Source organism: Brevundimonas sp. ZS04 (assembly GCF_001956865.1).
Taxonomy (GTDB): Bacteria; Pseudomonadota; Alphaproteobacteria; order Caulobacterales; family Caulobacteraceae; genus Brevundimonas; species Brevundimonas diminuta.
Genome location: NZ_MTHE01000003.1, coordinates 59,731 through 85,968, shown reverse-complemented (window position 1 = coordinate 85,968; position 26,238 = coordinate 59,731). Strand labels below are relative to the sequence as shown.

Genomic DNA, 26,238 nt, shown 5'->3' with positions numbered 1-26,238 from the left:
GAGAACAGTCCATGGATGTCGAAGCGTTCATCACGCGCTGGAGCGGCGCGACGATCAGCGAGCGTTCGCACTATCAGACATTCATCAGCCAGTTGTGCGCCTTGATCGGAGCGCCGGCGCCGGATCAGGAGATCGCTGGAGATCGCGGCTATTGCTTCGAGCGGCGGGTGGAGTTCCGCTTTCATGACGGCGGCGCGCACCGGGGATTCATCGACTGCTATCGGCGCGGCGCCTTCGTGCTGGAGGCGAAGCAGTCGCAGAAGCGGGCGCCCGGCGGCGAATTGGACCCGCAGCGGCATCTGGCCCTGTTCAACGGGCGCGGGCGCAAACCGCCGAAGGGCGACGCGGGCGCAATCGAGCGGCTGATGCTGGACGCCAAGCGTCAGGCCGAGACCTACGCAAAGGCGCTGGACGAATGGCCGCCCTTCATCGTCGTCGTGGACGTTGGACGCTCCATCCACCTGTGGGCCGACTTCGATCGGCAGGGGAAGGGCTATGTGCCGTTTCCCGACCTGGCGCGCTGCCGCATCTCCATGGACGACCTGCGTGATCCGGCGGTGCGGGAGCGTCTGCGCCGGGTGTGGGACGAGCCGATGAGTCTGGACCCGGCGAGCCATGTGGCGGCCGTGACCAGCGACATCGCCGAGCGGCTGGCCTGGTTGGTGCGCTCGATCCGCAAGCGGGCGCCGACCGATTCCAGCGGTTGCGTCGATGTCGTGACGCGGGCGGCATGGGACAAGCGCACTTCGCTGTTCGTCATGCAGTGCATTTTCGCCATGTTCGCCGACAGCGTGGGACTGATCGACGACCGGGGATTTCTGCGCCTGCTGGAAAGCTATCGCGGAATGGCGGATCGCTTTCATGTCAGCGCGGCGGACTTCTTTCGCCGCATGGACAGCGGCGGACATTGCTCAGCGGTTCGCCAGGATCTGCGCCGTTTTAACGGGGGCCTGTTCAAGGAAGAGGCGGCCGTGCCGGTGACGGAGGCGGAGCTGGAGGCTCTGATCGCCGCCGCCCAGCGCGACTGGGCTTCGGTCGAGCCGGCGATTTTCGGCGCCTTGCTGGAACAGGCGCTGGACCCGACGGAGCGCGGCGAGCTGGGCGCTCACTATACGCCAAAGGCCTATGTGCGGCGACTGGTCGAGGCGACGATCATGGAGCCGCTGCGCGCCGAGTGGGAGGCGGTCGCGGGGCTGGCGGTCGGCCATTACGCCAGCGGCGACGTCGTGCGGGCGCGCCGCGCCATGCGCGAATTCCACCATGCGCTGTGCACGACACGGGTGCTGGATCCCGCCTGCGGCACCGGCAACTTCCTCTATGTGGCCATGGACATGATGAAGGATCTCGAGAGCGAGGTTCTGACCGCCCTGACCGATCTGGGGGACGCCCAAACGGCGCTCGGCCTGGAGGGGCATACCGTCAGCCCTGAACAGTTCTGGGGGTTGGAGAAGAATGTCCACGCTGTCTGGATCGCCGAGATGGTGATGTGGATCGGCTATCTGCAATGGCACTTCAGAAACGCCGGCGACGCCAAGCCGACCGAACCGATCCTGCGAAACTTCAACTGCATCAAGCATATGGACGCGCTGCTGACGTGGACGCGCGAAGAACTGGTGCGCGACGAACAGGGGCGGCCGCTTACCCACGTGCGGGTATTGAGCCGAGGCGGCGGTCTCTCGGCGGTTGTGGCGCACGAGGAGAGAGAAGTTACGCGATATATTGATCCGCGCCCTACGGTCTGGCCGACGGCGCACTTCATCATCGGCAATCCGCCCTTCATCGGGGGCAAGGACGTGCGCGGCGAACTGGGCGACGGCTATGTCGACGCCCTGTGGCGGGTGCGGCAGGGGCGGTTCCGCTCGGCGGACCTGGTCACAGCCTGGTGGGACCGTGCGGCGGAGATCCTGACGGCTAAGAACAGCACGCTGAGACGGTTCGGCTTCATCACCACTAACTCGATCACCCAGACCTTTTCCCGGCGCGTGCTGGAGCATCATCTGAACGGCGCGCCGTCGATGCGTCTGACCTTCGCCATCCCAGACCATCCGTGGATCAAGGGCTCCGACCGCGCCGACGTGCGCATCGCCATGACCGTGGCTGAGCGCGGCGAGCCGAATGGTCAGGGCCGCCTGCTGACGGTGGTCGATGAGTCGATGGGCGAAGGCGAGACGCCGGAGATCCTCTTTTGCGAACAGCGCGGCGATATCGGGCCGGGCCTGAGCATCGGTCTTCCCATCACCGAGGCGCAGCCGCTCAAGGCCAATGCCCTGCTGTGCTCGCCGGGGGTGAAGCTGCATGGTGCGGGCTTCATGGTGTCGCCGGAACGGGCGGAGCAGTTGCTGGCGGCGTCCAATGACGAGGCGGAAAATCCGATCCGCGCTTACCGCAACGGACGCGATCTGGCGTCACGACCGCGCGGCGTGAAGGTGATCGACCTGTTCGGCTGGAGCGAGGAAGAGGCGCGTCGCAGTCACCCCGCCGTCTTCCAGCATCTGTTGGAGGCGGTGAAGCCCGAGCGTGACCGCAACAATCGCGCCGCCTATCGCGACAACTGGTGGATGTTCGGCGAGCCGCGCAGCGAGTTCCGCCCGGCGTTGGAGGGGCTGTCCCGCTATATCGCCACGGTGGAGACGGCCAAGCACCGGTGGTTCCGTTTTCTGGACGCGGACATCCTGCCGGACAACGCCCTGATCGCCGTCGCCTCGGACGATCCGCGCATCCTGGGCGTGCTGTCGTCGCATGTGCATGGGGTTTGGGCCCTGGCGCGCGGCGGGCGGCTGGAGGATCGGCCCGTCTATAACAAGAAGGCCTGCTTCGACGCCTTTCCCTTTCCGGATCTGAACAGCGCTGCAGGCGAGGAGATCGGCGTTCTGGCCGAAGAGATCGATGACCGTCGCCGTCAGGTTCTGAGCCAGCACGAGGATCTGACGATGACCGGGCTCTACAATGTCCGGCGTCGCCTTCAGGAAGGCGGCGAACTGATCGGGAACGAACGCGATCTCTATGATCGTGGTCAGATCGGCTTGCTGCATCATCTGCACGAGCGGCTGGATCAGCAGGTCGCGTCGGCTTACGGCTGGCGCGACGGCATGACGGATCAAGCGACGCTCAGCGCACTGCTGGAACTGAACCGTGCGCGGCGAGTGCAGGAGGAGAAGGGCGAGATCCGTTTCCTGCGACCGAGCTATCAAGCGGGACGGATCAAGTCGTCCGCACGCGCCGTGCAGATCGAGGCGCCGTTGGACAGGATGAGAACACGAGCGCCATTGCCTGATGCGCCTGCGGTCCTGGCGGGCGTGTTGCTGGAAGAGCTGCGTCGCGAAGGGCGGCCGCTGCAGCCGCTGGAGCTGGCGCGTCGCTTCGAGGGGCGGATCGGTCGCCGCAAGACGGACCGGATCGAACAGACCTTGGCGGTTCTGGCGGTGGCGGGGTCGGTCCAGCACACGGACGAGGGCTGGTTCTCGCCGCGACGACACTGATTTGGCCTAGCCGTGGGACGCGGCGATCATTAAGTCGTCTAAGGGCGGTTCCGGCGGGACCGCCCTTTGCTTTACCGAAGAATTCCAGCCTCGATCGGCGGCGCTTTCGCGCGACGCCTCGGGGAAACGAGATGACCATGCTTGAGAAGACGTTCGAACCCAAGGCTGCCGAGCCGCGCATCTACGCCCAGTGGGAGGACAGCGGGCTGTTCGCCCCGCGCGCGGCCAAGCCGACTGACGGCGCCGCCGACGCCTATTCGATCGTCATTCCGCCGCCGAACGTAACGGGCAGCCTGCACATCGGCCACGCCCTGAACAACACGCTTCAGGACATCCTGGCCCGCTATCACCGCATGAAGGGCAAGGCCGTCCTGTGGCTGCCGGGCACCGACCACGCGGGCATCGCCACCCAGATGGTCGTCGAGCGCAAGCTGGCCGCCGAGGGCAACATCGGCCGCCGCGACATGGGCCGCGACGCCTTCATTGAGAAGGTGTGGGAGTGGAAGGCCGAGTCCGGCGGGACCATCGTGCGCCAACTGCGCCGTCTGGGTTCGTCCTGCGACTGGTCGCGCGAGCGCTTCACCCTGGACGAGGGGCTGAACGCCGCCGTCCGCAAGGTCTTCGTGCAACTGCACAAGGACGGCCTGATCTATCGCGACAAGCGGCTGGTGAACTGGGATCCGCATTTCCAGACCGCCATCAGCGACCTTGAGGTCGAGCAGAAGGAGGTCGACGGCGCCTATTGGCACTTCGCCTATCCGTTGGCCGACGGCGTGACCTATCAGCATCCGATCGCCTTCGACGAAGACGGCAAGGCGACCGAGTTCGAGACGCGCGACTTCATCGTCGTCGCCACGACCCGGCCCGAAACCATGCTGGGCGACACCGGCGTGGCCGTTCACCCGGAAGACGAACGCTATACAGGTCTGGTAGGCAAGTTCGTGACCCTGCCGATCACCGGCCGCCGCGTGCCGATCGTCGCTGACGACTATGCCGATCCGACCAAGGGTTCGGGCGCGGTCAAAATCACGCCTGCCCATGATTTCAACGATTTCGGCGTCGGAAAGCGTGCAGGACTTGAAGCGCTGAACGTCATGGACGCCTTCGGCCGCATCACCGCCGCCGACACGCCCGACGTGCCCGCGGAATACGAGGGCATGGACCGCTTCGCCGCGCGCAAGGCCATCGTCGCCCGCGCCGAGGAAGAGGGCTGGCTGCGCGAGATCGAGAAGACCAAGCACATGGTCCCGCACGGCGACCGTTCGGGCGTCGTCATCGAGCCGTGGATGACGGATCAGTGGTACGTCGACGCCAAGGTCATGGCCCAGCCCGCCCTGAAGGCGGTCGAGGACGGCGCCACCGTCTTCGAGCCGAAGTCCTACGAGAAGATCTACTTCGAATGGCTGCGCAACATCGAACCCTGGTGCATTTCGCGCCAGCTGTGGTGGGGCCATCGCATCCCGGCCTGGTACGGCCCGAACGGCGAGATCTACGTCGCCGAGACGGAAGAGGACGCTCGCGAACAGGCGATGTCGGACTATGATTCCGAGGTCGTGCTGACCCAGGACGAGGACGTTCTGGACACCTGGTTCAGCTCGGCCCTGTGGCCCTTCTCGACCATGGGCTGGCCGGAAAAGACCGAGGATCTGGAGCGCTTCTATCCGACCAGCGATCTGGTGACGGCGGCGGACATCATCTTCTTCTGGGTCGCCCGGATGATGATGATGGGCATCCACTTCATGGACGGCGAAGTTCCCTTCAAGCGGGTCATCATCAACGGTCTGGTCCGCGACGAGAAGGGCCAGAAGATGTCGAAGTCCAAGGGCAACGTCATCGACCCCCTGGGCATCATCGACGAACTGGGCGCCGATCCCTTGCGCTTCACCATGGCGATCCTATCAGGTACGCGCGACATCAAGTTGTCGAAACAGCGCATTGAAGGCTATCGCAATTTCGGCACCAAGCTGTGGAACGCCGCACGCTTCAGCCAGATGAACGAGGCGCGCCGCGTCGAGGGCTTCGACCCCGCTGGCGTGCAGCAGACGATCAACCGCTGGATCCGCGGCGAACTGACCAAGGCCGAGCGCCAGGTGTCGGACGCCATCGAGGGCGGCCGTTTCGACGATGCGGCGGGCGCCCTGTACCGCTTCATCTGGAACGTCTTCTGCGACTGGTATCTGGAACTGGCCAAGCCGGTGTTCAACGGCGCCGACGAAGCCGCCAAGGCCGAGACCCGCGCCATGACGGCCTGGACCATCGACCAGACGCTGAAGCTGCTGCATCCGGTCATGCCCTACATCACCGAGGAGCTGTGGGCCGAACTGGGCAAGGAAGGCGCTGGCCGTGATTCTGGCCGCGACGGCCTGCTGATGGGCGAAACCTGGCCGGTGCTGCCGGACGCCTTTGTCGATGCCGGCGCTGAGGCCGAGATCGGCTGGCTGGTCGACCTGATCGGTGAAATCCGCGCTTTGCGGGCTGAGATGAACGTGCCGCCGTCGGCCAAGCCGCCGCTGGCCTTTGTTGCGCCGGACGCAGCCACGGCTGAGCGCATCGCGCGCCACCGCGATTTGATCCTGACGCTGGGCCGCGTGTCCGATGTCGCCGTGGCCGAGGCCGCGCCGGCCGGGGCTGTGACCTTCGTCTCAGGCGGAGCGACGGTCGCCCTGTCGCTGGCCGGAATCATCGACCTGGCCGCCGAGCGCGCGCGTTTGGAGAAGGAGATCGCCGTCTTCGACAGCGACATCGGCCATGTGAACAAGAAGCTGGGCAACCCCAACTTCGTCGCCCGCGCGGCTGCCGAGGTGGTCGAGGAACAGCGCGCCAAGCTGGCCGAGGCCGAAGAGGGCAAGGCCAGGCTGCAGGCTGCTCTCGCCCGTCTGGACGCCATGGTTTGAGCCGGCTCCGGCTGGATCAGCTCCTGGTCGCGCGCGGCCTGGCCGAAAGCCGGGCCAAGGCCAAGGCGGCGATCGAGGCGGGCGGCGTCACCGTGGACGGCGCGCCCGCCAGGGCGGCGTCTCAGGCAGTCAGCGAAGAAGCTGTCGTCACCTATGTCGACGCCTTTCGCTGGGTGGGACGCGGCGCCTTGAAGCTGGAATGGGCGCTGGACCTGTGGCCGGTCGCGGTTGACAGCCGCGTCGTGCTGGATGTCGGCGCCTCTACGGGCGGCTTCACCGAGGTCTGCCTGGATCGCGGCGCGGCGCGGGTGTTTGCCGTGGACGTCGGCACGGGGCAACTGCATCCGAAGGTCGCCGCCGATCCGCGCGTGCTGAACCTGGAGAAGACCGATGCTCGCGATCTGACGCCGGCCGTCATCACCGAGGCGCCGTCCCTACTCGTTTGCGATGTCAGCTTCATCAGCCTGTCGAAGGTGCTGCCGACGGCGCTCGATCTGGCGACGCCGGGGGCGGACCTGATCACCCTGGTCAAGCCGCAGTTCGAGGCGGACGGCCCCAAGGCGGTCGGCAAGAAGGGCGTGGTCAAGGATCCGGAGGCGCACGCCGCCGCCGTGGCCAAGGTGCGCGAATGGCTGGACGAGAGCGGCTGGGCCGTGCGCGAGGTCGCCGACAGCCCGATCACGGGCGGCGACGGCAACGTCGAGTTTCTGCTCTGGGCGCAGAAAGCCTGAGCTCAAACGATTTGAGGGCCGCCGGATATCCGGCGGCCCTCTTCACATCGTCGATTGACAGGGGGGCTGAAACTTAATCGACGACGCGATAGCGGCCCGATTGGTCACGGCAGGAGCGGACATAGCGCGTCTCCATGCGACCGTCGGGAAGACGGATGTTGCTTTCGGCCAGGCGGCATTCGTCGCCATAGCCCTGATAGCCGCTGGTCTGGGGGCTGAAGCCCGGATCGATGGCTTGCGGATAGTCGCGGTAGTAGTCGTAGCCGTCGCGGCGATCATCATAGCGGCGATCGTAGCCGCGGTTGTCGTAGCCGTAGGCGGGCGGGACGTAGGTTCCGGAATAGCCGGAGTTCGAATAGCGCGTGTCGCGGCGATAGTTGCTGTCGCAGGCGGCCGAGCTGTTGCCCACGCCCGCGCCGATCGCGGCGCCCAGGACGCCGCCCAGGGCGCTGCCTTCGGTGCGGCGGCCGCGCGCCGCCAGTTGAGAGCCTGCGACGGCGCCGATGGCCGCGCCCAGCAGGCCGCCGGTCGTGGCGCGTTGGCGTTGATCACGCGCGCAGGGATCGTAGTAGGTGCCCTGGCTGTAGCCGCCGTTCCCGTAGCCATAGGCGGGCGGATAGTCGTAGCCGTAGCTCTGAGCCGAAGCGACGCCGGGCAGGGCGACAGCGGAGGCGCAGGCCAGGACGGCGATGGCGGCGGCCGAGGCTTTTTTCGAGATGAGAGCGATCATCGTTTTTGTTCCTTCGACGGATGCCGCACCTGAACGGATCAGGCCGCCGTCTGTTGCAGCCATTGATAGGGTCGCGAAGCTGAACGGCTTTTGATCGCGTCGTTCATCTTCGTTCATGTTTCGATTTTTGCGCGGAAACCGCTAGAAGCCGCGCATGATGCAGACGCTGACCATCGCCCGCATGGGCCATCAGGGCGACGGGATCGCCGACACCGCCAACGGCTCGGTCTTCGTGCCGGGCGCCCTGCCGGGCGAGGTGATCGCCGCTGAGGTCAAGGACGGACGGGCCGAGCGGTTCGATCTGATCGAGGCGAGCCCCGACCGCCGTCCGATCCATTCGCGGACCTATGCCGAATGCGGGGTCGCGCCGTTGCAGCACTGGGCCGATGAGCCCTATCTGGCCTGGAAGCGCGAGGTGGTGATCCAGACCCTGGCGCGCGAGGGGCTGGAGACCGAGGTCGAGGCGACCGTGGCGACGCCGCTGGCCAGTCGTCGCCGCCTGGCGCTGCATGCGCGGCAGGGCGCGGACGGCCGCGTCATCCTGGGTTTCAAGGCGCGCAAGTCGTGGCGGGTGGTCGAACTGACGGACTGCCCGCTGTCGGACCCGCATCTGACGGCGGCTCTGCCCGCCCTGGCCAAGGTGGCGGCGCCCTTCCTGGGGCATCCGAAATCGGCGCCGACCCTGCACGTCACCCTGACCGACACCGGTCTGGACGTCGATGTGACCGGGGTCGAGAAGCGTTCGGGCGGCCTGAATGGAGACCAGTTGGCGCTGGCCATTGCGGCGGCCGCCGAGGCCGATCTGGCGCGTCTCAGCCTGGACGGCGATACGCTGGTCATGGCGCGTCAGCCGCGCGTGCGGTTCGGGCGCGCGTCCGTGCCCTTGCCGGCGGGCGGTTTCCTGCAGGCGTCGCCCGCCGCTGAGGCCGCCATGGTCGAACGCGCGGTCGAGGCGGTGAGGGGGGCCAAGAAGGTGGCGGACCTGTTCTGCGGGGCGGGGACGTTCACCTTCCCTCTGGCCGAGATCGCCAGCGTGACAGCCGCCGATTCCGCCGCCGCCTCCATCGCCGCCCTGAAGGCGGGTCTGAGTACCGCTCAGGGCCTGAAGGGGATCGAAGCCCAGGCGCGAGATTTGTTCCGCCGTCCGCTGTCGCCCTATGACCTGAAGGGCTGCGACGCCGTCGTCCTGGACCCGCCGCGCGCGGGCGCTCTGGAACAGACGCAGCAACTGCCGGGGACCAAGGCGTCGGTCGTCGTCGGGGTGTCCTGCAATCCCCAGACCTTCGCCCGCGACGCGCGGGTGCTGGTCGACGCCGGTTTCCGACTGGAGAAGGTCACGCCGATCGACCAGTTCATCTGGTCGACGCACATTGAACTGGTTGGCGTCTTCCGGCGCTAGGCGAGATTAGGTCGAACCGATCACGGACGGGCGAGAGCTTCGGCCATTCGGGACGTGAAGTCGGGTTGGCTGTGCACGTCGTTGTGGCCCGCCTCGGCGAAGACCAGGTGGTCGACAGATCGTCCCTTTGCCGTCAGCGCCTGGGCCAGGCGGCGGCTCAGGACGGGAGGCAGCACCGTGTCGCGCCCGGCCTCAAGCACGATGATCCGGCCGGGATAGTCGGCGAGGGTCGAAGGAATATCGACTTCGGCCAGGGGCGGGGCCAGGCGAACGCGAACCAACAGTCGTTTCCAGCCCAGGGTCTCCTGCATGACGGCGTTGGCTGACGGCGTCGTCGTTTCCAGCACCAGAACGTCGGCCTTGGCGTTCACCGCCCCCTCTGCGCAGACGGTTCCGCCGAGGGAGTGCCCCCACAGGATGAGCCGCCGTTGCTCCCGATCGGCTATCGCCCGTGCACGAGCTGCCATGGCGGCGACAGCCGCCTTCATGCCGGCGATGTCGGACGCGCCGGTCGATGCGCCGTAGCCGGGATAGTCGAACAGCAGGACGTCGCCGAAAGTCGCGAGTTGTCCGCCCACCAGTCCGCCATAGGCCGATTGCCGGAACATGTTGCCGCCGCAGAACAGGATCAGCGGCGCCTGATCGTCCTTCGTGGAGGACAGCCGGGTCGTGGCCAGTTGGCCGCCGGCATAGGGCAGGGTCAGAGTCTGCGCGGATGGCGGCATGGCGGGGCCAGGGGTGAGCTCGATCTTCTCGGCTAAGATACGCGCATCGGGGTAGAGGAAGGCGTTCTCCGGCACGTTGACGGAACAGCCGCCGGCGCTGATGGCCGCTACTGCGACGATGATCATCCGGGTTCCGCGCATGGAGATGGTCCTCACCCTGCCTGCTGAAAGGTCATCCTAGGCGGCGTCAGGCGGGAATGTCGAACAGATCGAGCTGCGGCCGGGCGTCGGCGGGAACGCGGAACTGGGTGAGGTCCAGCGCCTGACGCGGCGCGTCCAGACCATAGCGCCTGGCCGCCGCCCTGAAGCGCGTGGCGATCAGTTCGGCGACGGGGCCGGTTCCCTTCATGCGTTGGGACCAGTCGGGGTCGTAATCCTTGCCGCCGCGCGTCTGGCGGATCAGGGACATGACGCGCGCCGCCCGATCGGGGCGAGCATCGGCCAGCCATTCTCGGAACAGATCCTTGATCTCCATCGGCAGGCGCAGGGTCACATACATGGCCGAGGCCGCGCCCGCCTTCTGCGCCGCCTCCAGCACGGCTTCCAGTTCGTGATCGTTCAGGCCGGGAATGACGGGGGCGAAGCCGACGCCGACCGGGCATCCCGCATCTGCCAGGCGGCTGATCGCCTCCAGCCGCTTGGCGGGCGTGGAGGCGCGCGGCTCCATCGCCCGCGCCAGCTTGCGGTCCAGCGTGGTGATGGAGATGAAGGCCGAGGCCAGACCGCGCCGCCCCATGTCGCCCAGGATGTCGGCGTCGCGCGCGATCAGCACCGACTTGGTGATGATGCTGAACGGGTGGTTGAAGCGCTGCATGACCTCCAGGATCGAACGGGTCGAATTCGTTTCGCGCTCGACCGGCTGATAGGGGTCGGTGTTGCCGCCTATGTGGATGCGCCGGCAGACGTACCGGGGCTTTGAGAGTTCCTGTTCCAGCAGACGCGCGGCGTCCGGCTTGAAGAAGATCCGGCTCTCGAAATCCTGGCCCGGGGATAGGCCCATCCAGGCATGGGACGGACGGGCGTAGCAGTAGATGCAGATTTCGTAACTCCCGCGCATGAATTTAGTAAAATCAATGGCTTAAGGCGATTTTTGGGCAATGTAGCCATGGCGCATGGACGGTACTGCTACGCCCCCGACCCACAATTGACTGAAGCGGACCTGCCGAATGTCTGAGAAGGGTGGAAAGCGGACATTGGACTTGCGTCAAGCGCCGATAGTCCAGCGTATCGATACTAGGAGGCCAAGGCCCGCGTCTCGGCGCGCGCGTCGCGACGGGCCACGTCACCGCCCATTTCGAACCCCATAGAAAATACCTGCCAGCTAAACAGCGCTATCAACACCAGCAAAGACGCAGTCTGCAAACCGCGATAGAGGGCGGCTCCCATGGGCCGCGCTTCGATGATCGACCGGCTCTTGCTCAAGAATAGATATCCGAGGATAGACGCTATCATCAGGGTGAATGGCAAAACGTTCACACTTGGCTCCATGCTGGCACTGTAACTTTATACGGGCTGCGTGTGTTCGCCAGTCATGGGCAGGCTAAAAACGGGCGATAAAAACAACGCCAGAAAAAATGCCCCGAACGTCAGCAAGGGGTCGGAAGCGGAAATAGACGCCTGGCCTGAAAGTAGACACAACATAGAGCGTTGCAGCCGTCAGCTAGGCGAACAGGTCTAATTGGGCACGCGCCGACGCGGGCACCTGAAACTTCGTCAGGTCCAGTTCGTGTTTGGGGCCGTCGAGGCCGTATCGCTTCACCGCCGCCTTAAAACGTGCCGCGATCAATTCGGCTACCGGCCCCGTGCCCTTCATGCGTTGCGCCCAGTCCGCGTCGTATTCCTTGCCGCCGCGCGTCTGGCGAACCAGCGACATAACCCGCGCGGCCCGATCTGGGCGAACATCGGCCAGCCATTCCTTGAAGAGGTCTTTGATCTCTAGGGGTAAGCGCAGGGTGACATACATTGCCGTGGTGGCGCCGGCTTTGGCGGCGGCCTCTAGGATGGATTCGAGTTCGTGGTCATTCAGCCCTGGGATGACGGGGGCGAACCCGACGCCTACGGGAACGCCGGCCTCGGCCAGACGTGAGATCGCCTCCAGGCGCTTTGTCGGGGTCGAGGTGCGCGGTTCCATGGCGCGGGCCAACCCACGGTCCAGGGTGGTGAGCGAGACGAAGGCCGTCGCCAGTCTCTCTCGGGCCATTGGACCTAGGATGTCGAGGTCGCGGGTGATCAGGTTTGACTTGGTGATCACCGAGATCGGCTGGTTGAACTTGGCCGCAACCTCCAGCACGCTGCGCGTGATCAGCAACGACTTCTCGTCAGGCTGATAAGGGTCTGTGTCGCCGCCTATGTGGATGCGTTTGCAGACGTATTTGCGAGCGCTGAGTTCCTGCTCCAGAAGTCGCGCCGCTTCGGGTTTGGAGAAGATTCTGGTCTCAAAATCCAGGCCAGGGGACAGACCTAGATAGGCATGGGACGGCCTCGCGTAGCAATAAATACAACCGTGGCTGCATCCCTTATAAGTGTTGATCGAACGCTCGAAACCGATGTCCGGGCTTTGATTCTTGCTGATAATGGTCCGCGACCGAAGCGGCGTCACCGTAGTAGGAATTTGGGCAGGGAGGGCGTCGTCGTCGTCGGTCCAGCCATCATCGAACGCCTCGACTTTGGTGGCTTCGAAACGACCGCTGGCGTTCGATCGAGCGCCTCGGCCGCGCGCTACCGGCCTAGTTTTGGCGGCGGCGATCATGGGAGTGTAACAGGACAGTAGACCCAGCCATGTTCGCAGCCCTTGTAGGGGTTGATGGAGCGATCGAAGCCGACGTCGGGACTCGTATTCTTGGCGATGATGGTGCGCGCGTGTTCCGGGGACAGGGTGGTGCGAAGCGGGGTCGCCGCCTCGTCCTGATCCGTCCAGCCGTCGTCGTAGGCCTCGCGCCGATCGGCTTCATACCGACCCGAGGCGTTGGAGCGTGCGCCGCGTCCGTTGATCGCCTTACTCATGCCCGCAGGATGGGGAACGAATTAGAACAAATCAAGAACAAAATGGACGATAGAACGAGACTGGCTTCTAGCCGGCCTCGCTCGGGTTAGCGTCGGGCGGCGGCGTTGGGACGGCGGTCGCGACGGTCGCCGCCGGGGCGGGGGCCTTCGCGGCGCCAGCGGACCGACAGGGCTGTGTCGCCTTCGCCGCCGAACTTGGAGGTGATGGCCAGGTTGCGTCGCACCTGCCACTCCACATTGACGGCTGCGCCGCGCTCAGCCCCGCCGATGACCTCCAGATAGATGTCGTCGGTGATGTAGCGACCGCCCGCGACGGTCAGGCTGGAGGCCTCGCCGCTGAAGGACAGGCGGTCCAGGCCGGCCAGTTCGCGCAGGTTGCCGATGACATCGAAACCCCCGCCGCCCGCCAGGGACGCCACGGCCGAGGCCAGTTGCGCCGCTTCGAACGGCGACAACTGGGCCGCCGAACGTCCGAACAGCACCTGCGACAGGATTTCGTCCTGAGGCAGGTCAGGCGTGGAGGTCAGCTCGATCTTGGGCGAGACGGCGGTGCCCGTCACCTTGATCACGGCCGTCAGGGCGGGGTCTTCGCGCACGGCTTCCAGGTTCAGGCGGATGCGCGCCGGATCGGTGGACAGGATGACCGAGCCGCGATCGTTGAAGACGAAGCGCTTGCCCGCGAACTCATAGTCGCCGCGCACCACATTGGCCGTGCCGCTCAGTTCGGGCTGGGTGATGGTGCCGCGCACGCGGGCGTCGGCGCGCAGTTCGACGTTCAGGCCGCGTCCGCGCAGGTAGATCTCGCGTCCCGTCAGGGTTAGGTCCAGGCCGATCTGCGGGCCGGCGGCGGCCTTCTTTTCGGTCTCGACGACGTCGCCGCCGGGGCGGTTGATCTCGACCACGTCCATTTTGACGATGCCGGTCGAACCGGGCAGGTCGGGCGAAATCTCGGCGTCGTCGATATTCACATTGCCGGTCAGGCGGATGTTGCCGTCGGCGCCGCGCACGGCCGTCAGTCGGCCGTTGGCCCGCGCCTTGGCGATGTCGTTATCGATGATCTGGAAGCGCGCCAGCTCCAGGCGCAGAGTCGAGGGCGAACCTTGACGCAGACCCAGGTCGCCGCTGCCGGACACTTCGCCCTTCAGGCCGTCGGTGGCCTGGAATCGTTCGATCACCGCCTGGCTGTCGTTGAAGCGGCTGGCCAGGGTCATGTTCTGTAGGCGCAGGCCCGAGGCTCCATCACGGAACGAGCCTTCGCTCAGATCCAGTCGACCGTTCAGGCGCGGCGCGTTCAGGGTGCCGGCCAGGGTCGCCTGAGCGTTCACCTGAGCCGATAGGGATTGAGCGCCGCCCAGGAACAGATCCCAGATGGGCTGGATCTGACCGCGGATGGCGACCTGGCCCGACAGGTTCTCGGTCCGGGCGATAGCCAGGCGCAGGGGCGCGGCCGAGGTTTCGACCGGCAGGGTGACATCGGCTGTGGCCTGAACGGTCGTACCGTTGTGGGCTTCTGCACGCAGGCGCAGGGCGTCGCCCGTCAGGTCGGCGTTCAGCGTGCCGTCGACGGCCAGGCCGCGCGGCGCGTCCAGGCTGCGCAGTTGCTTCAGGTCGACATTGGCGGAGCCGCGCAGCGTGTCGCCTTGGCCCTGCATCGAAACGCGACCCGTCACCTGGCCGCGCAGATCGGGGATCAGCGAGCCCATTTCGACGTTGCTCATGTCGGCCTGGATGACGCTGCCTTCGCTGTCCTGCTTCAACTCGCCGGTCAGGACGCCGCCGCCGACGCCCAGGTCCAGGCGGGCGACGCGGCCGTCGCCGTTAAGAGCGAAAACGGCGGGCGCGCGGGTGGTGAAGGCGATCTCGCGCACGCGGCCGCCGCCGCGCAGGGTCAGGCTCTGGGCCTGGCCTTGGCGGGCGTATTCGCCCGAGCCGTTGAACTGCACCGGATTGGCGCCGCCGACGTCGGCCGCCAGGGTGAAGGGCAGGCGATCCAGCGTGCCCTGGCCCTTGAGCGACAGGGTGCGCAGGGTCCAGTCCTGGCCGGTCAGGCGCACATTGCGCCCAGTGACGTCGAGCACGGCCGTCTGGTCGCCCGCGCCCTCGGTCAGGCGCACGCGGCCGTTGGCCTCGCCCGAGGCCAGGAAGGCCCCCTGGCGTGCCGTGAAGGTCAGGTCGGCGCTGGAGGGGAAGTTGTTCGACAGGGCGACGTCGCCCTGGGCCGCCACGCCGCCCGCGTTCACATCGACGTCCGACAGACGCAGGCGCGGTCCGCCCAGGAAGAAGTTGCCCGAAGCATGGGCCGGTCCGTAGTTGGAGCCTGAGTTCAGCACCACGCGCCCGTCCGAAGCGTCGGCGCCCTTGCGGAAGCTGAGGATCAGATCGGCGTTGGTCAGGATCAGGCCGCCCGCCGCCACCTTGTCGAAGGCGGCGCGCAGATCGGCGCGCGGCTGGGCAAGGGTGCCGGTCAGGGCGCCGTCGCCCGACATGGCGCCGTCGATGGCGACCGGGCCGACGCCGAAGGGGCCATGGGCGTTCCAGTCCAGCGCCAGCCGCAGCTTGGCGCCCTCGATCAGACCCTTGGCGCCCGCGCGCCCGGCGGCGCCGGTCAGCTCTCCGCGATCGATGGAGACGACGCCGTTGTTCAGAGAACCAGCCAGTTGCAGGCGCGGTGCGGCGCCCAGTAGACGGTCCAGCTCTTCCATGCCGACGGCCATGCGCGAGCCGCGTCCGTCGAAGCTCAATGTCCAGGGCGCGCCCGTCTTGGCCGAGGCCGCCCGGATCGGTCCGCCGAACGCGCCGCGCGCGCCGGGTTGAATGCGCGACAGATCGGTCAGGTCGGCGCGGCCGCTGAAGTTCAGTGCGCCGTTCAGGCTGCGCCCGCCCGAGCCGGTCAGGGTCAGCCCCTGTCCGCGCGCGTCGATCTTCTTCAGCAGCATGGCGCCGTCAGCCATGCGCGCGCCTTCCATCTGGATGCGCGGCGCAGAGCCCAGCAGGCCGCCGATGATGCCCGCCGATGAGCCGCCGACGGCGCGCACGTCGGTCGTCACGTCGATACGCCCCTTGTTGGCGGCGATGTTGACCGGGCCCGAGATGCGCGTGGCGCGATAGGAAGCGATGTCGGCGTTCAGCAGACTGGCCGAGCCTTGCAGACTCCACACCTGGGCGTCGCCCTTGAACACGCCCGTATAGGCGGCGGGACCGGCGATCGGACTGCCCACCAGGCGGCTGAGCGAGGGGGTGTTCACCTCCAGGCTGATGCCGTCGGGCGAAGTGTTGTCCGTAGTGCGGATCAGGCCGCGCGCGCTGGATTCGATGTTGTCGGCGTACAGGCGCCAGGCCACGCCCTGATAGCCTTCGCGCTTGGCGTCCGGCGTCATGGCGAAGCCGAAGCGGGCGGTGCGGCCGATGCGTTCGACGAAGGGCTCCAGCAGGTCGGAGCCGGAGAAGTCGGCGTAACCCGACACCTTGGCGCCGTTATCGCCATAGCTTCCTTGCACCAGCAGGGGGCGGAACTGGCCGGTCTGGACGGCCACGTCGATGACCTCGCCGTTGACCACGGCCACGGCCGAGAAAGGCTGATCGGGCGAATAGCCCAGCGACCCTGCGATCGGGCCGCCCTGGGCCTCATTGGCGCGCAGATTGACGCGCAGGTCTTCGGGCTTGTCGCCGAAGGCGGCGGCCAGACGCAGATAGTCGCCCTTGCGGTTCAGGCTGTAGGCGTTGACGTTGGCGGTCTTGACGCCCTTGCGCGGAATGGCGGCGTCGCCGCTGAGGGTCCAGCGGCCGTACTCCTTGGAGAAGCCTTCCAGCAGTTCGACATTGGCGCTGAAGCGGTCGATGTCGATGGAGATGGCCTGCGGCCCGCCCGGCTCGCTCGGCGGCTCAAGCTCGGGACGGCGCAACAGGCGGATCTGGCCCGCGCTGATTTCCGTCGCATGGAAGCGCCGCGCCAGCAGAGGCCAGTAGGACCAGTCGACGCGGACGTCGGTCGCTTCCAGCCAGACGCCCTTTTCGTCGGTCACGGTGACGCGCTTCAGACGGAAGTCGTCGAACAGATCGCCTTGAAGTCCCTCGACGTTGATCCGGCCGTAGCGGCTGATCTTCTTACCCGCGACGAAGCTGGTGATCAGTTCGCGCCCCGCGTCGGACACCAGATACATCCGTCCGCCCACCAGGGCGACGACGATAAGCGCCAGCAGACCGGCGAAGGTCATGCCCGCGACGAAGGCCGCCAGTTGCAGACGCGTGCGCTTGCGCTTGGCCTTCTCGGCCGGCGTATCGGCGACGTCTGCGCCCGTTTCTTGAGGCGGAGGTGTGTCGGTCAAAACGCCTGGCCGATGCTGAGATAGAGCTGGAATCCGGAGTCGCCCTCTCGCTTGTTCAGCGGGAAGGCGATGTCGGCGCGAACAGGACCGAAGGGCAGCTTGTAACGTACGCCGACGCCCGCGCCGTAGCGCATATTGGTCAGGTTCGGCGTTTCCTGAAAGCCGACGGCGCCGCCGTCGACGAAGGCCACGGCCTGGAATTTCTCGCCGATGTCGCGTCGCACCTCGATCGAGGTCTCGAACAGCGACAGGCCGCCGCGCGGTCGGTTGTTGGGCAGGCGAGGGTTGATGCTCTGATAGGAATAGCCGCGCACAGAGCCGCCGCCGCCGGAATAGAACAGTCGGTCCGAAGGCACGGTCAGTTCCTGGCCGCCGATGATGGACCCGATGCGGACGCGGCCGGCCAGCACGGTCTTGGCGTCATCCTGGATCGGCAGATAGGCGCTCGCCTGACCTTCGGTGCGCAGGAACAGCACCGTATCCTCGCCGGTCACGGCCGTGGGCTGGGTCGACAGCGACAGGCGATAGCCCGAGGTCGGGTTCAGCGGATCGTTCGAGCGATCCATGAAGGCGCCGCCGCGCAGGGTGACGATCGCCAGGTCGCGATCGAAGGTGATCGGCGCCTGGGTCACCGGGTCGAACCGATATTCCGTGTAGCGGCCCGCATCGACGCCCACGCCGTAGCTGAACCACGACGTCTTGCCGAGGCGTTGCGACAGGTCCGCAGCCAGGGTGATGGCGCTGCGGTCGTAGGCGTCGGTCTGTTCGTTGACGATATAGGACGACAGTTTCAGCGTTCGTCCCGCCCTGCGCCAGTGCGGTTGCGACCACTCGCCGCCGATGCGGCTGTCGATGCTGGCGATACGTGCGCCGTAGCGCAGGGTGTCGGCCCGGCCGAAGCGATTGTAGCGGGTCCGGAAAACGTCGGCGCCGACGCCTTCATAAGTCGAATAGCTGGCGCCGGCTTCCAGCAGGCTGACCGGCCGATCGGCCAGGGTGACGACGACCGGGCGCAAGCCGTCCGGTCGAATGTCGTCGAGCGGCGACAGGGCCACGCCCACGCCGTCATAGACGCCGGTGTCCAGCAGGCGCCGTTCCAGTTCGGCCACGTCCTCGGGATCGTAGCGGTCGCCTTCCTCCCAGGGGACCAGGCTCTGAAGCCAGCTTTCCTTGGTCGGCCCCCGGGTCCGTAGCTGAATGCCGTTCAGCCGCACCAGCTCGCCCGAGTTGATGTTGAAGCCCGGTTGAACCAGGAAGGTGGCGTGATCCACGACCACGCGGCGGGGCAGGGCGGCGGCGTCCGCATAGCCCCGTCGGGTCAGGCCGGCGACGACGCGGCCTTCGGCTTCCAGGATGCCGGCGGCCCGGCCCGGCTCGCCCGGCTTGAGACGGATGTCTTCGATGACCGCGGCGCTGGTTTCTGCGTCCGGCGCGGGAGCGGTCCAGTTGATCGTGGTTTCGCCCAGGACGAAGCGGCGACCCGGCGCAATCTGGACTATCGCGACGGGCTTGTCGTCGCCCTCGACCTGATCCTCGACCGTGGCTTGATAATAGCCTTCCGAACGCAACAAGGCTTGAGCCGAGGTCACGGCCGCACGGGCGCGACGACGGGCCTCGAACCGGCTGGACGGGGCGCCGTCGACATCGCCGATCGCCTGTTCCAGCTGGCGTTTGAGGTCGCCGTCTATTTCACCGCGAATCTGGGCGCGAGGTTCGGCGACGGCTTGGCTTGCGAGCGCGCATACAGCTGCGCCAGCAAGAAGGAGGGGGAGCCTCGACGTCAAATCCGAACCCTGGTTACGAGACGATCAAAGGGCGCTTAGCCCCGTTCGCCGGAGGAATCAGTAAAACAGCGTATCGCTTTCGGGTTGAACTGTCTCTTCAGACGAACGCTGGTCCGGCGGAAGGGTTTCCACAGGCGTAGCCGTTTCGGGCGTGGCGGGAGCCTCGGCGACCGCGGGCGCAGCGGCTTCTTCTGCGGCGGGCGCCTCGACAGGCGCCGGCGCTTCGACGGGGGGCGGTTCGCTGTAAGGTTGTTCACAAGCGGCCAGCAAGCCGGTGGCGGCCAGCGCCGCGCCGATCGTCAGACGATTCAACATGGATCGATTCATTCTTGATCCCCCTCTAGGGGCTGGAAACGTGGAGGGGCGGAGCCGGTTCCTCTGGTCGCGCCTTTAAAGGACTCAGGTGAACCTGGAATGAATCGCATGCTGCAAAGCGCCTTGATATCGCGATGGATGGGGTCGTCAGGGCTTTGTTTGTGCAGTGAAAAATTTCCTGAAATTTCCACTTGCCCGTCGCGAAGCTCATCCGTATGTTCCGCGCCTCTTCGCAAACGCGATGTGCGCCCCTAGCTCAGTTGGTTAGAGCATCTGACTTTTAATCAGAGGGTCCTCGGTTCGAGCCCGAGGGGGCGTACCATTTTCCCTAAAAACACGGCCTTATAGGCCAGCTGATTCACCTTCCAGATCGCAACTGGTGTTTTGGCGGCGAATGGGGCGGATAGCTATCGCCTTTGAGGCTGCTTCTTCGAGCAAGAATTCGATCGACCGTGTCCACCGGGAGAAGCTTGAGCTTCAGGCCAGATAAGACCATGGGCTAGCAGGGCTTCAGACGGATCGGGACCGTTCCGTATCATGGGCGAGAGGAAGCTGTAGACAGAAGCAGGCGCCGCTGGATCGATCAGCCAGCCAAGCTCGTCCGCCGTGGGCCAGAGCGATGCGGGATACGATCGATAGGCCCAAGCCTGCACCTTCGCCGTGGGGGTCGCCTCGCGAGAAGGGTTCGAACGCGCGAGCGGCGAATTCGGGCGCCACGCCATCGCCGTCGTCCAGCACGTGTAAAACGTCTTGATCGTCGAACATGACGGTCGTCGTGGATCCGACGGGGGTATGCCGCAAGGTGTTTTCCAGCAGGTTGCGGATCGCAAGACCCACCAGGACATGGTCGCCCAAACAGGGAATGACTCGTTCGGGACGGATCATTTCGATTCGCCGTCCGCTTTGGACAAACTCCGCTGCCGTCTGGCTCGCCGTGGCCAGCGCGAGAGCCGCCAGATCGAATGGGTCGCTGCGCCGCTGCGGGTTGTGCTCGCCATCGGCCAGGATCAATAGCTGATTGATCGTCCGTGACAGCCGGTCGAACTCCGCAACCGCCTGTTTGCGCTCTTCCGGTCCCAATAGACTTTCGACCTACGCTCTCAGCGCGGCGAGGGGAGTGCGGAGTTCATGAGCGGCGTTGGCGGAAAAGGAACGTTGGGATTTCCAAGCCTCTTCGAGCCGGTCCAGGGAGGCGTTGAAGGCGTGCACGAGGGGGGCGAGTTCGACAGGCGCCCGGGCCAAAGGCAGCCGTTCATTGAGATTGGCGGGGCCGATCCGCCTCGCCTGAAGAGACAGTTCTTTGATTGGAGCCAAAACTTTGCGGAGGACCAACCAGATGCCGGCCATCGAAATTAGAACAAAGACAGCTAAGGGGCGCCAAGCATCGTTGAGGCGAGCGAGCAAATAATCGGAGGCTAGCCGGTCCCGCAGGCTGAGCCCGTAGGCGGCGTTCTCGGGTATCAGAAGGCGTGTCACCAGATAGGCGAGCAGGGCGGCTCCAGCGATCGAGACCAGCAAGGTCTGCAGGATCGACCGTCTTTTCCAGAGCATCAGGGACGTTCCACCGTTGCGATGTAGCCGATGCCGCGCAACGAATCGATCGTCACGCCGCCCCCTATGGCGACGAGCCGCCGGCGAACACGGTGGATCAAGATGTGAAGCGAGTTTTCGCTGTAATGGCCCTCAAGCGGATGAAGCGCGTCGCCGAGTTGCTCCTTGGAAAACACACGCTCGGGCCGCCGGAAGAACCGCTCAACCACTATGCTTTCAGCCCGAGACAGCTTTAGCTGGCCCGTGCGGCCGGAAAGCGTCTGAGCTCCGGGGACGTAAGTCACAGGTCCGAGTGTCAGGATGGGGTCGAGCAGGGTTTCCGGACGTCGGCCAAGCGCGCGAAGTCGTGCAATCAACTCATTGATCGCGAAGGGTTTGACGAGGTAATCGTCAGCTCCACGGTCCAGCCCGCGTACACGCTCGTCTATTTCGCCCAGGGCCGTCAGTACGAGAACTGCAGTCGTCAGCCCGCTTTGGCGCGCACGCGATAAGAGATCCAGTCCATTGTCCTGGCCGAGCATCAGATCAAGGACGACGACATCATGTTCGGTTGAGCGCCACGCGATCCATCCATCGTCCGCATTGTGGAAGACATCGACCGTGAAGCCGGAAGCAGTCAGTGACCGCGCCGTGCTGCGAGCAAGAAGCACGTTGTCTTCAATAAGGAGAATACGCATTGATCGCCTGTGTGTCTGGCGCGAAACGCCGACTTCGCGTCGTGTCGCCGCGGGCCAAGTCGAGCCTATCCGGCTTTTCCTTGCTGGTCTCCATTCTCGCGACCAAGGCTTTCACCAGTCTTTCATGGCGATGGCCTCGTTGCGATTTGCGAGTCCGCCGTGCCCATCATCCTGAAAGCTTGGCGGAAGAAACGCTCAGCAGTGTGGCGATCTCGCTAGACGGAGACGCCAGCCATGTTTTCCCCGATCCCCGCTCGTACCGCCCGTCGGGCAGGTTCAATAACGGCCAAATTGCTGACTGCGGTCCTTCCACTTGCCGCCGCCGCCTGCCAGTCGTCTCCCATAGGTCACTCAGGGTTCCTATCCAGCTACGAGGGACTGGCGGATAGGACGGCGGGCATAGACGGCCCCCAGTCAATTCGAGACGACGTTCTTTCTGATGAAATTTCAATCGTCTATATACTTCCTAGCGTTCTTGATCTGGAGGAAGAGAGTGGGATTGCGCTCGAAGACTTGACGCGGGTGCGCAATGAGGTGGATCGCCAGATCTGCTATGAAGTCAGCGAGCGGTTTGACCTGGCGCCTGAACCTGTAGCCGGCGTCGGCTTGATCCGCAGCGTAATTACCAGGGTGGAACCGACGAGCCGGGTGGGATCGGCAGTCAGCGCCGTAGCCGGCTTCTTTATCCCAGTGCCTGTCGTGCAATTTCGAGTGCCGTCGGCGACCGGTGGGCTTGCCGTCGAATCGGAATTAATGACGTCGGACGGTCAGCAGGCCGCCGCGATAATCTGGTCGCGTTCCGTCGAAGTCGTCAGCAGAACGGATCCCTCGCTTTCGCCTGTAGGTGATGCGCTTCAACTCGCGGAGCCTTTGGGCGACGCTGTGGGGGACGCCTTTGCATCAGATGCGAGGAAGGTGAGGTCGATCCCGGAGCCGGATCCCTGCGCCCGTTTCGGCCCCCGCCGCGATGTCCAGCGGTTCATCGGCAGCCGTCTGGTCGGGGCGGCCACCGGTCTCTACGTTCCATCGGTGGCGGGGAGCGGAAGGCCGGTGAAGGGCGATGAGCAGTCGCCGCGATGAAGCGGACCGATCAGGCTGGTGACTTGGCCGTCTTCGTGAATCCGCCTTGGAAGACTTCATTGATTCTCAATGTCAGGCGGACGGCGGATTTCTCCGTTATCCGCCTGTTGGTCGAAGCCGGGGTAGGGGTGGCTGCTCATTTCAGATGCTGCCCCGCGCAAATGAATGGGTTGGTTGAAGAGCTTTGGGACAGCGGAGGACGTATCGTAGCGCTTCGGCAGGACGCCGAGGGGCGAGGCGCACACGCTTGGTTGTTGCATAGCGCCGAACAGATGCTTGGTCCTATCGATATTGTGCTCGATCTATGTGCTCATCCAGATGAAGGGCGCGACAGATTTTCTTATCTAGGCGGCGATGATGCTTGAAATCACTGTCTATGAAATTCGCGTTGGCTTGCAGTGCAGGCGTCGTACCGCGCCTGCGCTCGCTCGATTTCCTCGAAATTGGTCGAGGCCCATTGCGCCAATGCCCTAATGGCTGGCGCAAGCGCGAAGCCTAGGTCTGTGCCGCGATATTCGACTCCGGGCGGCGAGCCGGGGATAATTTGCCGTGAGACAAGTCCGCTTCGTTCCAGCCGGCGCAGGGTCTGGGCCAGAGCCTTGGGCGTTACTGAGCCGACGCATCGTCGTAAAGCGTTGAACCGCAGAGGGCCATGGCAAAGCTGCACGAGGATCAGCAGGGTCCATTTTTCCGACAGATGCGCCATCAGGCTCCTTGCACCTTCCGATAGTTCCGGCGGAGGGCCCTCGTAGGGCGGCGGTATCGTCATGGCTACTATATGATCCATGGGTGCGTTCTTGTACGCTTAGTATACTGAATATAGCTGGTATCTCGTGTGTCGCTCAAAGGAAAAGCAAACATGAGAGCCATCGTTTCCAAAGGGGCGCAGGCCGAACTCATAGCCATGGACATCGCGCCGCCGACTGCCGGTTCCGGCGAGGTAGTCGTCGATGTGCGCGCGATTGGCGTTGGGCGCGTCGACCTGATCATGCGGCAGCTCATGCCTGCAGATTTTATCCCTGGGATCGAGGTTGCGGGTATCGTCACGTCTGTAGGGGCGGATGTGGATCCGCGATGGGGCGATCGACGCGTGTTCGCCCGGATGCAAGCGGGCGGCTATACTGAGCAGGTAGTCGTCAGCGAAGATGACGTAGTCGCTTTGCCGGACGGCGTGGCCTTTGAATCCGCTGTGGCTTCGGGCGTTAATGCGCTGGTCGCTCGCTTTTGCATTGCGAAGGCGCAGTTGATTGCAGGCGAGACTGTTCTTGTGCGTGGAGCGCAGGGTGGCATCGGGCATCTGGTCGTTCAGATGGCGAGAATCCTTGGAGCTCAGGTAATTGAGGGCCGCAAAAATAGCCCGCCAGTTCCCGCTGATGTGGTGATAGATCTCGTCGCGGGTTCAGGCGCTCGCGCCTGCATTGAACAACTGAATGCAAATGGCCGCTATGTCATTGCCGGAATTTCCGCCGGCATGCCGCCTGCGGATTTCGCGGGTCCGCTCCTTACGGACTTCAGGCGCTCTCGGTCGCTCATGACCCTCAGCCTGGATAGCTATCCTCCTAGCGTTGTGAGCTACGCCGCAAAGGAGGTTTTCACCGATGTTGCGGCAGGAAAAATCACCCCGATCGTTGCTGAGACCATGTCGCTTAGCCAAGCCAATGCGGCGCATCGCTTGCTCGAAGCGGGCGGGATCGTCGGCAAGGTTGTCTTGCTGCCGGATCCACGCATGGTTCGATAATCTGTGAGTATCTGATGAGCGCTTGATGACGAGCTTTTCAGATCGACTGACTACCGACGTGGGCGTCGCCTTGACGTTGATTTCGGCCTGTTCGCCGACCCTGGCGCCCCGCTAGCACCCCCTAAACGGGAACTAATGATCGCCATGACGCTTCGAATTTTAGTTGGAAAAATGGTGGACGCGACAGGGATTGAACCTGTGACCCCCTCGGTGTGAACGAGGTGCTCTCCCGCTGAGCTACGCGTCCGCCTGGAACGGGGCGGTCAGTGACTGCGCCGTCGGGAGGCGGGGACATAGCCCGCGTTTCCGACGACGGCAAGCCTCAATTCATCAAATAGCAGCGTCGCTTGCTCAGATTCCCGCCGCCCGCGCGCCTTCCGGAGTTTCATCCTCGGGATCACCCGGCAGCCAGGCGACATGGCCGTCATAGATGTCCTGATTCAGGATGCCTTCTTCCTTGGCGACCAGGACCGGCACGACCATCTGGCCGGTGACGTTGGTGGCCGTGCGCATCATGTCGATGATGCGGTCGATGGCGATGATGTAGCCGACGCCTTCCAGCGGCAGGCCCGCCGTCGACAGCGTCAGGGTCAGCATGACGATGCTGGTCCCCGGCACGCCCGCCGTGCCCAGCGACCCCAGCACGGCCGTCAGGCCGATCAGGATGTACTGCGTCAGCGTCAGGTCGATCTGGAAATACTGGGCGATGAAGATCGAGGCGATGGCCGGATAGATGGCGCCGCATCCGTCCATCTTCACATTGGCGCCCAGCGGCACGGCGAAGGCGGCGTAGGCCTGGGGCACGCCCAGCCGCTCGACTGTCTGGCGCAGGGTGACGGGCAGGGTGCCCAGCGACGACGAGGTGGCGAAGGCCGTCTGCATGGCTGCAGCTCCGCCTCGGAAGAAGCTGACGACCTTCAGCCCGTGCAGCTTCAGCAGGCCCGAATAGACGACGAAGATGTGGAACAGGCAGGCCGCATAAATGGCGAAGATGAACTTGCCCAACGGCAACAGCGCCTCCCAGCCATAGCCCCCGACGACCGAGCCGATCAGGCCGAACACCCCGAAAGGCGTCAGTTGGATCACCCAGCGGGTGATGCGGAACACCAGGGCCGCGCCTTCATCCACCAGCCTGCGCGCGTTTTGCGCCCGGTCGCCCAGCGCCACCAGGGCCGCTCCCAGCAAGGCCGAGAAGAAGATGATCTGCAGCACCTTGCCCTCGGCCAGCGAGGCGAAGGGATTGGTCGGCATGACGCCCAGCAGAACCTGCAGGGGCGAAGGAATCTCGCGCGCCTTCACCTCGCCCAGCGGCAGGTCGGACAGGCCGACGCCCGGATTGATGATGTGGCCGAACGCGAAACCCACCAGCACGGCCAGCAGGGAGGTGATGGCGAACCAGATGATCGTTCGCACCCCCAGCCGCACCGCGCCGACCCCTTCGCCCAGCTTGGCGATCGAACTGGCGATGGTGAACAGCACCAGCGGCGCCACCACCATGCGGATCAGGTTCAGATAGACGTCGCCGATCGGCTGCAGCCAGACGGTCGCCTGCTCGCGCAGGATCAGACCGGCGATGATGCCCAGGACGAACCCGGCGGCGGTGCGCTGCCACAAGGGAATGGCGAAGAAGCGACGAAGCATGACGACCCTGGGAGGAGGAACGGGTCGATCTATGTGTTTCGCAGGCGCAAAGACCGCAACAGCCGCAGGGGCGGTTGAGGGGTAGAAGTTCTAATGCCGCCTTTAGTTTTCCTTCTCCCCTTGTGGGAGAAGGCGGCCCGTCAGGGCCGGATGAGGGGCCTCTCGG

General features: G+C 65.1%; 21 protein-coding genes and 2 tRNA genes. 8 read left to right on the top strand and 15 right to left on the bottom strand.

The annotated features are described in order from the left end of the window. The first annotated feature begins 11 nt into the window (after positions 1 to 11). From BJP32_RS05195 to BJP32_RS05185, 3 genes are all read left to right on the top strand, one after another. Positions 12 to 3,479 carry a DNA methyltransferase gene (locus BJP32_RS05195; RefSeq protein ID WP_046653489.1) on the top strand — a complete coding sequence of 1,156 codons (3,468 nt, stop codon included), beginning with the start codon at positions 12 to 14 and terminating at the stop codon, positions 3,477 to 3,479. A 137-nt stretch (positions 3,480 to 3,616) separates the two neighbouring features. Continuing rightward, positions 3,617 to 6,373 (top strand): valine--tRNA ligase, encoded by a 2,757-nt coding sequence (locus tag BJP32_RS05190; RefSeq protein WP_046653777.1) that lies wholly within the window; start codon positions 3,617 to 3,619, stop codon positions 6,371 to 6,373. Beyond that, positions 6,370 to 7,104 carry a TlyA family RNA methyltransferase gene (locus tag BJP32_RS05185; protein ID WP_046653488.1) on the top strand — a complete coding sequence of 245 codons (735 nt, stop codon included), beginning with the start codon at positions 6,370 to 6,372 and terminating at the stop codon, positions 7,102 to 7,104. Before BJP32_RS05190 ends, BJP32_RS05185 begins: the two co-directional genes overlap by 4 nt. Positions 7,105 to 7,177: 73 nt before the next feature. Here the strand turns inward: BJP32_RS05185 and BJP32_RS05180 are convergent, their stop codons facing one another. Continuing rightward, positions 7,178 to 7,834 carry a glycine zipper 2TM domain-containing protein gene (locus BJP32_RS05180; RefSeq protein WP_076223178.1) on the bottom strand — a complete coding sequence of 219 codons (657 nt, stop codon included), beginning with the start codon at positions 7,832 to 7,834 and terminating at the stop codon, positions 7,178 to 7,180. A 157-nt stretch (positions 7,835 to 7,991) separates the two neighbouring features. On the opposite strand from BJP32_RS05180, the gene BJP32_RS05175 reads away from it, so the two are divergent. Then, entirely contained in the window at positions 7,992 to 9,233 is a 1,242-nt protein-coding gene (locus tag BJP32_RS05175) for a class I SAM-dependent RNA methyltransferase (RefSeq protein WP_046653775.1), read from the top strand. A gap of 20 nt (positions 9,234 to 9,253) precedes the next feature. On the opposite strand, the gene BJP32_RS05170 is transcribed toward BJP32_RS05175, so the two are convergent. The 8 genes from BJP32_RS05170 to BJP32_RS05135 form a co-directional block, all read right to left on the bottom strand. Beyond that, positions 9,254 to 10,099 carry an alpha/beta hydrolase gene (locus BJP32_RS05170; RefSeq protein ID WP_076223177.1) on the bottom strand — a complete coding sequence of 282 codons (846 nt, stop codon included), beginning with the start codon at positions 10,097 to 10,099 and terminating at the stop codon, positions 9,254 to 9,256. A 46-nt stretch (positions 10,100 to 10,145) separates the two neighbouring features. After that, positions 10,146 to 11,015, bottom strand: coding sequence for a PA0069 family radical SAM protein (locus BJP32_RS05165; RefSeq protein WP_233126725.1), 870 nt, complete (start codon positions 11,013 to 11,015; stop codon positions 10,146 to 10,148). A gap of 176 nt (positions 11,016 to 11,191) precedes the next feature. Further along, a complete protein-coding gene (locus BJP32_RS05160) occupies positions 11,192 to 11,380 on the bottom strand; it encodes a hypothetical protein (RefSeq protein ID WP_143255421.1) in 189 nt (62 codons plus the stop codon). Positions 11,381 to 11,618: 238 nt separating this feature from the next. Continuing rightward, positions 11,619 to 12,707 (bottom strand): PA0069 family radical SAM protein, encoded by a 1,089-nt coding sequence (locus tag BJP32_RS05155; RefSeq protein WP_046653483.1) that lies wholly within the window; start codon positions 12,705 to 12,707, stop codon positions 11,619 to 11,621. Next, a complete protein-coding gene (locus tag BJP32_RS05150) occupies positions 12,704 to 12,961 on the bottom strand; it encodes a hypothetical protein (RefSeq protein ID WP_046653481.1) in 258 nt (85 codons plus the stop codon). The genes BJP32_RS05155 and BJP32_RS05150 overlap by 4 nt, the downstream gene beginning before the upstream one ends. A gap of 86 nt (positions 12,962 to 13,047) precedes the next feature. Next, the gene (locus BJP32_RS05145; protein ID WP_076223175.1) at positions 13,048 to 17,286 is read right to left on the bottom strand and encodes a translocation/assembly module TamB domain-containing protein; all 4,239 of its coding nucleotides are present in this window, start codon (positions 17,284 to 17,286) and stop codon (positions 13,048 to 13,050) included. Then, on the bottom strand, positions 17,283 to 19,070 hold the full coding sequence (locus BJP32_RS05140) for an autotransporter assembly complex family protein (protein WP_046653477.1): 1,788 nt from the start codon (positions 19,068 to 19,070) through the stop codon (positions 17,283 to 17,285). Before BJP32_RS05140 ends, BJP32_RS05145 begins: the two co-directional genes overlap by 4 nt. 57 nt (positions 19,071 to 19,127) lie before the next feature. Beyond that, on the bottom strand, positions 19,128 to 19,385 hold the full coding sequence (locus tag BJP32_RS05135) for a hypothetical protein (protein ID WP_233126723.1): 258 nt from the start codon (positions 19,383 to 19,385) through the stop codon (positions 19,128 to 19,130). Positions 19,386 to 19,630: 245 nt separating this feature from the next. Between BJP32_RS05135 and BJP32_RS05130 the strand changes: the two genes are divergently transcribed. Beyond that, positions 19,631 to 19,707 (top strand) — tRNA-Lys (locus BJP32_RS05130). A gap of 188 nt (positions 19,708 to 19,895) precedes the next feature. Here BJP32_RS05130 and BJP32_RS05125 read toward each other — a convergent pair. Genes BJP32_RS05125 through BJP32_RS05115 form a run of 3 tightly spaced genes read right to left on the bottom strand, consistent with a single transcriptional unit; the run spans position 19,896 to position 21,613 of the window. Continuing rightward, entirely contained in the window at positions 19,896 to 20,465 is a 570-nt protein-coding gene (locus BJP32_RS05125) for a sensor histidine kinase KdpD (protein ID WP_076223174.1), read from the bottom strand. A gap of 12 nt (positions 20,466 to 20,477) precedes the next feature. Next, the gene (locus BJP32_RS05120; protein WP_076223172.1) at positions 20,478 to 20,936 is read right to left on the bottom strand and encodes a HAMP domain-containing protein; all 459 of its coding nucleotides are present in this window, start codon (positions 20,934 to 20,936) and stop codon (positions 20,478 to 20,480) included. After that, entirely contained in the window at positions 20,936 to 21,613 is a 678-nt protein-coding gene (locus BJP32_RS05115; RefSeq protein ID WP_076223171.1) for a response regulator transcription factor, read from the bottom strand. The genes BJP32_RS05120 and BJP32_RS05115 overlap by 1 nt, the downstream gene beginning before the upstream one ends. Positions 21,614 to 21,904: 291 nt before the next feature. Here BJP32_RS05115 and BJP32_RS05110 point away from each other — a divergent pair, with 291 nt between their 5' ends. Then, positions 21,905 to 22,693: a DUF3313 family protein gene (locus BJP32_RS05110; protein ID WP_158043293.1), complete on the top strand. Its 789-nt coding sequence runs from the start codon at positions 21,905 to 21,907 to the stop codon at positions 22,691 to 22,693. Then, positions 22,690 to 23,058 carry a hypothetical protein gene (locus tag BJP32_RS17065; RefSeq protein ID WP_143255420.1) on the top strand — a complete coding sequence of 123 codons (369 nt, stop codon included), beginning with the start codon at positions 22,690 to 22,692 and terminating at the stop codon, positions 23,056 to 23,058. The genes BJP32_RS05110 and BJP32_RS17065 overlap by 4 nt, the downstream gene beginning before the upstream one ends. A gap of 2 nt (positions 23,059 to 23,060) precedes the next feature. Here the strand turns inward: BJP32_RS17065 and BJP32_RS05105 are convergent, their stop codons facing one another. Next, complete coding sequence (locus BJP32_RS05105; RefSeq protein ID WP_197733815.1) at positions 23,061 to 23,399, bottom strand: helix-turn-helix domain-containing protein; 339 nt, start codon at positions 23,397 to 23,399, stop codon at positions 23,061 to 23,063. A gap of 153 nt (positions 23,400 to 23,552) precedes the next feature. Here BJP32_RS05105 and BJP32_RS05100 point away from each other — a divergent pair, with 153 nt between their 5' ends. After that, positions 23,553 to 24,431, top strand: coding sequence for a zinc-binding dehydrogenase (locus tag BJP32_RS05100; protein ID WP_046653471.1), 879 nt, complete (start codon positions 23,553 to 23,555; stop codon positions 24,429 to 24,431). Positions 24,432 to 24,603: 172 nt separating this feature from the next. Here the strand turns inward: BJP32_RS05100 and BJP32_RS05095 are convergent. Continuing rightward, positions 24,604 to 24,678: transfer RNA gene (locus tag BJP32_RS05095), tRNA-Val, on the bottom strand. A gap of 104 nt (positions 24,679 to 24,782) precedes the next feature. Beyond that, positions 24,783 to 26,072 (bottom strand): dicarboxylate/amino acid:cation symporter, encoded by a 1,290-nt coding sequence (locus BJP32_RS05090; protein ID WP_046653470.1) that lies wholly within the window; start codon positions 26,070 to 26,072, stop codon positions 24,783 to 24,785. Positions 26,073 to 26,238 lie beyond the last annotated feature (166 nt).